At 60.5% G+C, this 11,823-nt stretch carries 11 protein-coding genes; 10 read left to right on the top strand and 1 reads right to left on the bottom strand.

The window, feature by feature from the left end:
- Nucleotides 1-71: 71 nt before the first annotated feature.
- The 10 genes from KGB27_RS02810 (at nt 72) to KGB27_RS02765 (ending at nt 11,395) form a co-directional block, all read left to right on the top strand.
- A complete protein-coding gene (locus KGB27_RS02810; RefSeq protein WP_032832783.1) occupies nt 72-296 on the top strand; it encodes a hypothetical protein in 225 nt (74 codons plus the stop codon).
- A 361-nt stretch (nt 297-657) separates the two neighbouring features.
- Nucleotides 658-927: a hypothetical protein gene (locus KGB27_RS02805; protein ID WP_223553072.1), complete on the top strand. Its 270-nt coding sequence runs from the start codon at nt 658-660 to the stop codon at nt 925-927.
- Between the two features lie 608 nt (nt 928-1,535).
- The gene (locus KGB27_RS02800; RefSeq protein WP_223553071.1) at nt 1,536-3,986 is read left to right on the top strand and encodes a penicillin acylase family protein; all 2,451 of its coding nucleotides are present in this window, start codon (nt 1,536-1,538) and stop codon (nt 3,984-3,986) included.
- Between the two features lie 198 nt (nt 3,987-4,184).
- A complete protein-coding gene (locus KGB27_RS02795; RefSeq protein WP_223553070.1) occupies nt 4,185-5,219 on the top strand; it encodes a ligase-associated DNA damage response exonuclease in 1,035 nt (344 codons plus the stop codon).
- Nucleotides 5,216-6,904 carry an ATP-dependent DNA ligase gene (locus tag KGB27_RS02790; protein ID WP_223553069.1) on the top strand — a complete coding sequence of 563 codons (1,689 nt, stop codon included), beginning with the start codon at nt 5,216-5,218 and terminating at the stop codon, nt 6,902-6,904. The genes KGB27_RS02795 and KGB27_RS02790 overlap by 4 nt, the downstream gene beginning before the upstream one ends.
- 307 nt (nt 6,905-7,211) lie before the next feature.
- Entirely contained in the window at nt 7,212-7,994 is a 783-nt protein-coding gene (locus KGB27_RS02785) for a transporter substrate-binding domain-containing protein (protein WP_008030070.1), read from the top strand.
- 56 nt (nt 7,995-8,050) lie between these two features.
- Nucleotides 8,051-8,779 carry an ABC transporter permease gene (locus tag KGB27_RS02780; protein WP_008030068.1) on the top strand — a complete coding sequence of 243 codons (729 nt, stop codon included), beginning with the start codon at nt 8,051-8,053 and terminating at the stop codon, nt 8,777-8,779.
- A complete protein-coding gene (locus KGB27_RS02775; protein ID WP_008030066.1) occupies nt 8,776-9,486 on the top strand; it encodes an ABC transporter permease in 711 nt (236 codons plus the stop codon). Before KGB27_RS02780 ends, KGB27_RS02775 begins: the two co-directional genes overlap by 4 nt.
- 12 nt (nt 9,487-9,498) lie before the next feature.
- Entirely contained in the window at nt 9,499-10,617 is a 1,119-nt protein-coding gene (locus KGB27_RS02770; protein ID WP_008039262.1) for a succinylglutamate desuccinylase/aspartoacylase family protein, read from the top strand.
- A gap of 13 nt (nt 10,618-10,630) precedes the next feature.
- Nucleotides 10,631-11,395, top strand: a complete 765-nt coding sequence (locus tag KGB27_RS02765; RefSeq protein WP_008030062.1) for an ABC transporter ATP-binding protein — start codon at nt 10,631-10,633, stop codon at nt 11,393-11,395.
- 131 nt (nt 11,396-11,526) lie between these two features.
- Here the strand turns inward: KGB27_RS02765 and KGB27_RS02760 are convergent, their stop codons facing one another.
- On the bottom strand, nt 11,527-11,736 hold the full coding sequence (locus KGB27_RS02760; protein ID WP_084321795.1) for a hypothetical protein: 210 nt from the start codon (nt 11,734-11,736) through the stop codon (nt 11,527-11,529).
- Between the last annotated feature and the right edge of the window lie 87 nt (nt 11,737-11,823).

Here is an 11,823-nt window from a genome sequence, read left to right as displayed (position 1 = left end):
GGTGTTTTTTCATCGTGATGCTCCAGGACTACTGTGGGCCCATCTTCTTCCCACAGTTCTGGAGCAACATCATGAAAAGCATTATCGGTCTTGGTTTCGTCCTTTCGGTTCTTGGCGCTACATCGGCCATCGCTGCCCCGCATGCTACGTTGCCAGTGGTGGCGGCGGCGAAGGTCAGTCAGCCGGCTACGTTGAATGTGAATACGGTTGGTGTTGATCGTAAAGACAGCCAAGCGAGTACGTTGTATGTCGCTGAAAACCGTCCTGAGTTTGGGTCCAAGTATCAGCGTTATTGATTGGCTGGTTTGTGCGGCTTTGAATAGGAAACCCCGAGAGGATTTGGTCTTTTCGGGGTTTCTTTGTTTGGGGGCATATCCGTTTTTTTTGTGATGGCTGATATTGGTTCCGCCCTTACGGCGGGTCACTTGGAAGAGCGCCAAGTAACCAAGCGCTCTTGCCCCTTTCGTTCGGTGGCTCGCTAAGGCTCGCCATGCCCTCGCTCCGGTCCTGCTCCGTGGGCCCGCCGCCATCGGCCATCCATGGCCGGGGGCGGCTAACCCGGCATCCATGCCGGGTTGCCCACTGCGCAGAACCTCCACTCGGCCTCTCGAGGGGGCGCTCAGATCAAAAGCGGAAGGCGAGCTAACGCTCGGCCTGATGAGTGGTGAAAATCAAAAGCGTACGCAGATCCCCTGTAGGAGCCGGCTTGCCGGCGAAAATCGTCTGGACACCGCGTTCATCCAGATTGCCCGCATTATCGTTGGCGTCCATCGCCAGCAAGCTGGCTCCTACAGGGGAATGCGTACGATCAAAGAGACAGGTCGGTTGGCAAGCCGCCTCGCTTTGGCTTTGGCTTTGGCTTTGGCTTTGGCTTTGGCTTTGGCTTTGGCTTTGGCTTTGGCATTTGATCTTGTGGTGGCCCACTAATTTCGGACACTTACGCATTCCCCTGTAGGAGCCGGTTTGCTGGCGATGGCGGTGGGTCAGTCAACCTGTTTATTGACTGGACGGACGCCATCGTCGGAACGCCGCCCGCAGCAAGCCGGCTCCTACAGGGAATCGCGTTTGCTTTTGATTTTCACCACTCATCAGGTCGAGCGTTAGCTCGCCTTCAGCTTTTGATCTTGAGGTACACGCCCCCTCGAGAGGCTGAGTGGAGGTTCTGCGTAGTGGGCAACCCGGCATGGATGCCGGGTTAGCCGCCCCCGGCCAGGGATGGCCGATGGCGGCGGGCCCACGGAGCAGGACCGGAGCGAAGGCATGGCGAGCATTAGCGAGCCACCGAACGAAAGGGGCAAAAGCGCTTTGGTTACTTTGGGGCTTTTCCAAAGTGACTCGCTGTAAAAGCGAAACCAATAGCCGCCGTTACCCCAAAAATGGATATGTACTCCAAACAAAAAAACAACAGCATCAACCCCAACCATCACGGTTTATCCGACAAATCCTGAAATAACCCCCTACCCTGCTTGCGCGCCCACCTCCTGCTCTCTAACGTAGCGCCTTTACTGACGCTACCCCCCCGCAGGAGCTTTGCCATGGCCTCGCCAGCCCTCACACATTTTCTTCCCCGGTTCGGCGTTGCCGCAGCAGTGGCCGGTGTTTTGAGCCTGACCGGTTGTCAAACCTGGAACGCCCAAGACACGCTCCCGCCCACCACCGGCGTGCAGCCGCTCAAAGGTCTGGCGCAAAACGTTTCGGTGCGCCGCAACGCCATGGGCGTGCCGTTGATCGAAAGCAGCAGCTTCCACGACGCGCTGTTCACCCTCGGCTATGTACACGCGAGCGACCGCATCACCCAGATGGTCACCCTGCGCCTGCTGGCCGAAGGCCGGTTGTCGGAGATGTCCGGTGCGGACCTGCTGGACGCCGACCGCTACATGCGCGCCGTCAACCTGAAGAAAAGCGCCGGCGAGTTGTACAAGGCCTCTTCGCCGCGCCTCAAACGCTTCTTCGAAGTCTATGCGCGCGGGGTCAACGCCTACCTGTTCCGCTACCGCGACAAGTTGCCGGCCGATCTCACCGCCACCGGCTACAAGCCCGAATACTGGAAACCGGAAGATTCGGCGCTGATTTTCTGCCTGCTGAATTTCAGCCAATCGGCGAACCTGCCTGAAGAAATTTCCTCGTTGGTGCTGGCCCAATCGGTCACCACCGACAAACTCCCGTGGCTGACACCGTCCGCCCCCGACGAAAAACTGCCGGTGGCCGAAGCCGAAAAACTTCAGGGCCTCAAGTTCAACGGGGCGATTCCAGGTCTCGCCGAAATCAGCAAAGCCACCGGCCAACTGTCCGACCTGAATCTGCTGGGCGCCACATCATCGAACAACTGGGCGATTGCCCCGCAACGCAGTCGCAGCGGCAAAAGCCTGCTGGCCAGCGACAGCCATGGGCCGCTGGGCGTGCCGTCGCTGTTCAGTTACGTGCAGATTCGTGCGCCGAAATACCAGGCGTCCGGCGTGACCATCGCCGGTTTACCGATGGTGCTGGGCGGTTTCAACGGCAAAGTGGCGTGGAGCATGACCTCGGTCATGGGCGACAACCAGGACCTGTTCCTGGAAAAAATCCAACGCCAGGGCAACGGTCTTTCCTACGAAGTCGGCGGCAAATGGCAGCCGGTTATCGTTCGCAACGAAACCTATTTCGTCAAAGGCCAGCGGCCGATTCGCGAAGCGGTGTACGAAACGCGCCACGGGCCGCTGCTCAACAGCGCCACAGGCACGGCGCTGGGCAACGGTTTGGGCCTGGCGTTGCAGACACCGAACTTCACCGATGACAAATCCCTGGACGCGTTTTTCGACCTGTCTCGCGCACAAACCGTGGAGAAAGCCTCGGACGCCAGCCGTGAAATCCGTGCGATCACGCTGAACCTGGTCTTTGCCGACGCCAGCAATATTGGCTGGCAAGTCACTGGTCGTTACCCGAACCGCCGCGAAGGCGAAGGCCTGCTGCCATCGCCCGGCTGGGAAGGTCGTTATGACTGGGACGGTTACGCCGACGCAATGCTGCACCCGTACGATCAAGACCCGGCGCAAGGCTGGCTCGGCACCGCCAACCAGCGGGTCATTCCCCATGGTTACGGCATGCAGTTGTCCAATTCGTGGTCGGCACCGGAGCGTGGCGAACGCATGGCTGAACTGGCCGGCGTGGGCAAACACGACACGCGCAGTGTGATCGCCATGCAATACGATCAGACCACCACGTTCGCCGCCAAACTGAAAAAGATGTTTGCAGCGCCGGGCATGGCCAAGCCGCTCAAGCAGGCCATTGAAGCCCTGCCGGTAGCCGATCGCGGCAAGGCGAACGAAGCGTTTACCCGCCTGATGGCGTTCGACGGCAAACTCGCCGCGACCTCCGCCGATGCAGCGATTTACGAGCTGTTCCTGCAGGAAAGCGCCAAGCAAACCTTCCTCGACGAACTGGGCCCGGAAAGCAGTCCGGCGTGGAAAGCCTTTATCGCCAACGGCAAGTTGTCCTACGCGGCGCAGGCCGATCATCTGTTGGGGCGTGAAGACAGCCCGTTCTGGGATGACGCACGCACGCCGCAGAAAGAAGACAAACCGGCGATTCTCGCCCGCAGCCTCGCGGCGGCCATCACCGCAGGCGACAGTCAATTGGGCGGCGATCACAAAGCCTGGCAGTGGGGCAAACTGCACCGCTATGAATGGAAGAACGCCAGTGGCCAGACCGTGCGCGGTCCGCTCGCGGCCGGCGGCGATCAAACCACGTTGAACACGGCGGCGTTCGCCTGGGGCCAGGACTTCAACACCACGCTGGCACCGGCCATGCGCTTCATCGTCGATTTCGGCCAGGCCGAACCGTTGATGGGCCAGAACGGCACCGGCCAGTCGGGTAACCCGGCCAGCCCGAATTACCTCGACAGCGTTGATCCGTGGTTGAAGGGGCAATACGTGAGTCTGCCGATGCAGCCGCAGAACTTCGACAAGGTCTACGGGACCAAGCGGTTGACGCTGACACCTGGTAAATAACGCAATCCCCCTGTAGGAGCTGGCTTGCCAGCGATGGTCGTTAACGATTACGCGCACTGCCTGGTTAAACGCGGTGCATGTGAGTCCATCGCTGGCAAGCCAGCTCCTACAGGGATGTTATTTACTGTGAAGTTTCGATAGAACTTCTGACCTCGCCCAAACCTCATAGCTAACAAGTCCCTCCATATTGGTAACAACATGGATCTTGTTATCGCGCGTCCCGAAGGTTTGTACTGCCCGGCCGGGGATTTCTATATCGACCCGTGGCGGCCAGTCGAACGTTCGGTCATCACTCACGCCCACGGTGATCATGCCCGAGGCGGCAACCAGCATTATCTGGCGGCCACGCCCGGCGAAGGCATCCTGCGCGCGCGACTGGGCCAGGACATCAATCTGCAAACCCTGGCCTATGGCGAGCGGTTGCTGCATCACGGCGTCACCCTGAGCTTCCACCCTGCCGGCCATGTGCTCGGTTCGGCGCAGGTGCGCCTGGAATATGGTGGCGAAGTCTGGGTCGCCTCCGGGGATTACAAAATCGAACCCGACGGCATCTGTGCGCCGTTCGAACCGGTGCGCTGCCACACATTCATCACCGAATCGACCTTTGGCCTGCCGATCTATCGCTGGCCGCCTCAGGCGCAGGTGTTTGCCGAAATCAATCAGTGGTGGCAAGCCAATGCCGCCGAAGACAAGACCAGCGTGCTGTTCTGCTATGCCTTCGGCAAGGCGCAGCGGATTCTCCACGGTATCGACGCGCGCCTCGGCCCCATTCTGGTGCACGGCGCTGTCGAGCCGCTCAACCGGGTGTATCGAGAAAGCGGCGTTTACCTGCCACCAACGATCCACGCTGGCGAGGTGAAAAAGAGCGACCCGATGATGCGCAAGGCGCTGGTCCTGGCCCCGCCCTCGGCGGGCGGCAGCAGCTGGATGCGGCGCTTCGGCGATTACAGCGATGGCTTCGCCAGTGGCTGGATGCGCTTGCGTGGCACGCGTCGGCGACGGGGAGTGGACCGGGGTTTTGTACTGTCGGACCACGCCGACTGGCCAGGCCTGCTCTGGGCAATCGAACAGACCGGTGCCGAGCGCGTGATGGTCACCCACGGTTCGGTCGCGGTCCTGGTGCGCCATTTGCGCGAACAAGGTCTCGACGCCCAGGAGTTCACCACCGAGTACGGCGACGACGAGGAAGACATCACCGACACCGAACCGCAAAGCGCCGAGGTGCTGCCGTGAAGGCCTTTGCCCGGTTGTACGCCGAGCTCGACGCGACAACGTCCAGCAACGCCAAACTGGCGGCGATGCAACATTACTTCGCTCAGGCCGCCCCGGAAGACGCCGCGTGGGCGGTGTACTTTTTGTCCGGCGGGCGACCTCGGCAACTGGTGCCGGTGCGCATCCTGCGTGAACTCGCCGAGGCGTATTCCGGCCTGTCACCGTGGTTGTTCGAAGAGAGTTATCAGGCGGTGGGCGACCTGGCGGAAACCATCTCGCTGGTGCTGCCCGAAGCGCCCCACAGTTCCACCGACGGTTTGGCGGTGTGGATCGAAGACAAACTGCTGCCCTTGCGCGGCGAATCTCCCGACGTGCTCGCCCAGCGATTGCCCGAACTCTGGTCGCAACTGGACCGCCCCGGCCTGATGCTCTGCATCAAACTGATCACAGGCAGTTTCCGCGTCGGCGTCTCCAAGTTGCTGGTGACCCGCGCCCTGGCAGCGATGGCGCGGCTCGACAGCAAACGCGTGGCCCAGCGACTGGTGGGTTACACCGACCTCTCCAGCCGTCCCAGCGCAGCGAGTTACCTGAAACTGATCGCCGCCGAGTCGGCCGATGAACACTCACAACGGGGCGGCCAGCCGTATCCGTTTTTTCTCGCCCACGCGTTGTCGCAACCGGTGGAGCAATTCGAAACCCTGCTCGGCCCCGCCAGCAACTGGCAGGTGGAATGGAAGTGGGACGGCATCCGCGCCCAAGTGGTCAAGCGCGATGGACGACTGTGGATCTGGTCGCGCGGCGAAGAATTGGTCACCGAGCGTTTTCCCGAATTTGACAGCCTGGTCTGCGGCTTGCCCGACGGCACGGTGATCGATGGTGAGATCGTTGCGTGGAAAACCGCACCACCGAGCACCGAAGATGCCTTCGATCCACTGGCGCCGAACCCACCGGCGGTGCAACCGTTCGCCCTGCTGCAACAGCGGATCGGCCGCAAGACCCTGGGCAAGAAAATCCTCGATGAGGTGCCGGTGGTTGTACTGGCCTTCGACTTGTTGGAATGGCAAGGCGCAGACTGGCGCAACCAGCCTCAAGCCAGGCGGCGCACCCAACTGGAACAGGTCATCACCCAGTGCAACAACCCGGTGTTACTGCCCTCCCCGGTGTTGACCGGCAAAGACTGGCCCGACCTCGCCCGCCAACGCGAAGCCTCCCGCCGCCTCGGCGTCGAAGGCATGATGCTCAAGGCCCGGGATGCGCTGTATGGCGTCGGCCGGACCAAGGACATGGGCGTCTGGTGGAAGTGGAAAGTCGACCCGTTCAGCATCGACGCCGTGCTGATTTACGCGCAACGCGGCCACGGTCGCCGAGCCAGTCTGTACAGCGATTACACGTTCGCGGTGTGGGACAGTCCGCCCGGTGCCAGCGAGCGCACGCTGGTGCCATTCGCCAAGGCGTATTCAGGGCTCACCGACGAGGAAATGCGCCAGGTCGACAGCATCGTGCGCAAGACTACGGTGGAGACATTCGGTCCGGTGAGCAGCGTAAAACCGAGCCTGGTGTTTGAATTGGGGTTTGAGGGGATCGCCTTGTCCAAGCGCCACAAGAGCGGGATTGCGGTGCGGTTTCCGCGGATGCTGCGGTGGCGCAAAGACAAGAGCGTTGACGAGGCTGACAATCTCGCCACCCTGCAGAATCTTTTGGGTTAACCAATCCCCTGTAGGAGCCGGCTTGCTGGCGATGAACGATAACTCGGTCATTCTGAATCACCGCGTCGATCCGATCGCCAGCAAGCCGGCTCCTACGAAAAGCTTGATCACGTGTTCAATGACGGTGCAGCTATTTCCCGGCGCCCGTTTTCGTGCATAAATCCCGTCCAGCCATTTCTTGAATCACCTTTTAAAACGCTTGTTCGGGACTCTGGTTCGGAAATTGCTACTTTCAATAGGTCTTACGCTTTCCAGTAACAATAATTCTGCGCCACAAGCGCTCATATTGGTTCTTAGGGATTGAATAATGAAAAAAGCATTGCTGACCCTTTCTGCACTGGCGTTGTGCATGGCTGCCGGCTCCGCGCTGGCCAAGGAATACAAAGAACTGCGTTTTGGCGTTGACCCTTCCTACGCACCGTTCGAGTCGAAAGCGGCCGACGGTAGCCTGGTGGGCTTTGATATCGATCTGGGCAATGCCATCTGTGCCGAGCTGAAGGTCAAGTGCAAATGGGTCGAAAGCGATTTCGACGGCATGATTCCGGGCCTGAAGGCCAACAAATTCGACGGTGTGATCTCTTCGATGACCGTCACCCCGGCCCGCGAAAAAGTCATCGACTTCTCCAGCGAGCTGTTCTCCGGCCCAACCGCTTATGTGTTCAAGAAAGGTTCCGGCCTGACCGAAGACGTCGCGTCCCTGAAAGGCAAGACCGTAGGCTACGAGCAAGGCACCATCCAGGAAGCCTATGCCAAGGCCGTGCTGGACAAGGCTGGCGTGAAAACCCAGGCCTATCAGAACCAGGATCAGGTGTATTCGGACCTGATGTCCGGTCGCCTCGATGCCGCGATCCAGGACATGTTGCAAGCCGAACTGGGCTTTTTGAAGTCGCCAAAGGGCGAAGGCTACGAAGTCAGCAAGCCGGTTGACAGCGAATTGCTGCCAGCCAAAACAGCTATCGGTATCTCTAAAGGTAACAAAGACCTCAAGGCACTTTTGGATAAAGGTATCAAAGCGTTACACGATGATGGCACCTACGCCACCATTCAGAAGAAACACTTTGGCGATCTGAATCTGTACAGCGGCAAATAATGCCCGGCGCCCATCTCGCGATGGGCGCTTTTTTCATCCGATCAGGTTGCTGATTTATGTTCGAAAACCTATTACAAAATCTGGGGCTCTCAGCCTTCAGCCTCAAGGGCTTCGGTCCGCTGCTGATGGAAGGCACCTGGATGACCATCAAATTATCGGCGTTGTCGCTGCTGGTGGCCGTGTTGCTCGGCCTGCTCGGCGCCAGTGCCAAACTGTCAAAAGTCAAACTCGTGCGCGTCCCGGCACAGGTCTACACCACGCTGATTCGCGGCGTGCCGGACCTGGTGCTGATGCTGCTGATTTTCTACAGCCTGCAAACCTGGTTGACGTCGTTCACCGATTTCATGGAATGGGAATACATCGAGATCAACCCGTTCAGCGCCGGGGTCATCACCCTGGGCTTCATTTATGGCGCGTACTTCACCGAAACCTTTCGTGGCGCGATTCTCGCGGTGCCCCGGGGCCAGGTCGAAGCGGCCACTGCCTATGGCCTCAAACGTGGCCAGCGGTTCTGGATCGTGGTGTTCCCGCAAATGATGCGTTTCGCCCTGCCGGGTATCGGTAACAACTGGATGGTGATGCTCAAGGCCACCGCGCTGGTGTCGATCATCGGCCTCGCCGACCTGGTCAAGGCTGCCCAGGACGCCGGCAAAAGCAGTTATCAACTGTTCTACTTCCTGGTGCTGGCTGCGCTGATTTACCTGCTGATCACCAGCGCCTCCAACGTCATCCTGCGCTGGCTTGAACGCCGCTACGCTGCTGGCTCCCGGGAGGCCGTACGATGATCGAACTCCTGCAGGAATACTGGAAACCCTTCCTTTACACCGACGGCTACAACATCACCGGCCTGGCCATGACCCTGTGGCTGCTCAGTGCTTCGATCTTCATCGGTTTTCTGGTGTCGATCCCGCTGTCCATCGCCCGGGTGTCGCCGCACTTCTACATTCGCTGGCCGGTGCAGTTCTACACCTACCTGTTTCGCGGGACGCCGCTGTATATCCAGCTGCTGATTTGCTACACCGGCATCTACAGCCTGGCCGCCGTGCGAGAGCAGCCGATACTCGATGCGTTCTTTCGCGACGCGATGAACTGCACCATCCTCGCCTTCGCCCTGAACACCTGCGCCTACACCACGGAGATTTTCGCCGGGGCGATTCGCAGCATGGCCCACGGTGAAGTCGAAGCGGCCAAAGCCTACGGCCTGACCGGCTGGAAGCTGTATGCCTACGTGATCATGCCGTCAGCCCTGCGTCGCTCGCTGCCTTATTACAGCAACGAAGTGATCCTGATGCTGCACTCGACCACCGTGGCGTTCACCGCGACCATCCCGGACATCCTGAAAGTCGCGCGGGACGCCAACTCGGCGACCTTCCTGACCTTCCAGTCGTTCGGTATCGCCGCGCTGATCTACCTGACCGTCACCTTTGCGCTGGTCGGCCTGTTCCGCCTCGCCGAACGCCGATGGCTGGCGTTCCTCGGGCCGACCCACTAGGACTTTTCGCACATGCGCCACCAGATACATGACTTGCTGGCCCCGCTGCCGGGGACCGCACGACAGATTCACAGCTTCCACTTCGGCCCGACGTCGGCCCAGGGCAAGATCTACATCCAGGCGTCCCTGCACGCCGATGAAATGCCCGGCATGCTGGTCGCCTGGCACCTCAAACAACGCTTGGCCGAGCTGGAAGCCGCCGGCCACCTGCGCAGCGAAATCGTGCTGGTGCCGATTGCCAACCCGGTCGGTCTCGAACAAGTGCTGATGGATGTACCGCTGGGCCGCTACGAGCTCGAAAGCGGGCAGAACTTCAATCGCTGGTTCGTCGATTTGAGCGAGGAAGTCGGCAATGAGATCGAAGGCCAGCTCGGCGACGATCCGCAGCGCAACCTCGAACTGATCCGCAACAGCCTGCGCCAGGCTCTGGCGCGACAGACTGCCAGCACTCAACTGCAATCCCAGCGCCTGATCCTGCAACGACTGGCCTGTGACGCGGACATGGTGCTGGACCTGCATTGCGATTTCGAAGCGGTCGCGCACCTCTACACCACGCCCGAGGCCTGGCCACAGGTCGAGCCGCTGGCCCGCTACATCGGTGCCGAAGCGAGTCTGCTGGCCACCGATTCCGGCGGTCAGTCGTTCGACGAATGTTTCACCCTGCTCTGGTGGCAGTTGAAAGAGCGCTTCGGCGAACACTTCGACATTCCGCTCGGCAGCTTCTCGGTCACCGTCGAATTGCGTGGCCAGGGCGACGTCAATCACCCGTTGGCCAGCCTCGACTGCCAGGCGTTGATCGATTACCTGATTCACTTCGGCGCGATTGCCGGCGAATCGGCGCCACTGCCGGAGCTGCCGTATCCCGCCACGCCGCTGGCGGCCGTCGAACCGGTGGCCACGCCCGTGGGCGGTTTGCTGGTGTTCACCGCGCTGCCGGGGGAATACCTGGAGGCCGGGCAACTGATCGCCGAAATCGTCGACCCGATCAACGATCTCGTCACCCCCGTTCACTGCACTGTCGCCGGGCTGATGTACGCCCGTTCGCTACGGCGCATGGCCACTGCCGGCATGGTGATCGCCCACGTCGCGGGCACCGAAGCCTATCGCAGCGGCTACCTACTTTCGCCTTGAGGATGCATGCCCCATGTACAAACTGACCATCGAAGGCCTGCATAAAAGCTATGGCGATCATCATGTGCTCAAAGGCGTTTCACTCAAGGCCAACACCGGCGACGTCATCAGCCTGATCGGCGCCAGCGGCTCGGGCAAAAGTACCTTTCTGCGCTGCATCAACTTTCTCGAACAGCCCAACGACGGCGCCATGAGCCTGGACGGCCAGAACATCCGCATGATCAAGGATCGCCACGGCATGCACGTGGCCGACGCCGATGAACTGCAACGGATCCGCACCCGCCTGGCCATGGTGTTCCAACACTTCAACCTGTGGAGCCACATGACCGTGCTGGAAAACATCACCATGGCTCCGCGCCGGGTGCTGGGTTGCAGCAAGCAGGAAGCCGAGGACCGCGCACGTCGTTACCTCGACAAGGTTGGCCTGGCCGCACGCGTGGCGGACCAGTACCCGGCGTTTCTTTCCGGGGGCCAGCAACAGCGGGTCGCCATTGCCCGCGCATTGGCCATGGAGCCGGAAGTCATGCTGTTCGACGAACCAACGTCGGCGCTCGACCCGGAGCTGGTGGGTGAAGTGCTCCGAGTGATCCAGGGCCTCGCCGAAGAAGGCCGGACCATGATCATGGTGACCCACGAAATGAGCTTCGCCCGCAAAGTGTCGAGTCAGGTGCTGTTTCTGCACCAGGGCCTGGTCGAGGAAGAAGGCGCGCCGGAAGACGTGCTGGGCAATCCGAAGAGTGAACGGCTGAAGCAGTTCCTCAGCGGCAATCTGAAGTAACACGCAGCCTTTGTAGGAGCGAAGCTTGCTCGCGAAAGCGGTGGGTCAGGGAAGAAAGATGTCGGCTGACCCACCGTCTTCGCGAGCAAGCTTCGCTCCTACCAATACAAGCCATTCATTCGCGTGGTTGATCACACAACCGGCGCGGGAGGCGGCTCATCCGGCAGGGTCGGCTCACCGGGTTCGGTCGGTTGTTCGTTGGGGGTATCGGGATCAGGCTGGCCGGGGATGCCCCCCGCCATGCTGATGGGCGGATGTGCCAGCAACGACCAGGCCAAAACGCCAACCTGATTGGGCTCAAGCCTTGCCAGTTCGGCACTTATACGCGGGTCGATCTTCATATAGCACTCCTGAGCGATGGCCCGATCCGCCTTGCGCAGATCGGAGCAGTACACCCCATAGAGTGTACGCTCGCCCAGGAATTCCCA

Source organism: Pseudomonas sp. BF-R-01 (assembly GCF_019946615.1).
Classification (GTDB): domain Bacteria; phylum Pseudomonadota; class Gammaproteobacteria; order Pseudomonadales; family Pseudomonadaceae; genus Aquipseudomonas; species Aquipseudomonas migulae.
The sequence above is the reverse complement of the archived record's forward strand: the minus strand, read 5'-3'. Positions and strand labels throughout refer to the sequence as shown.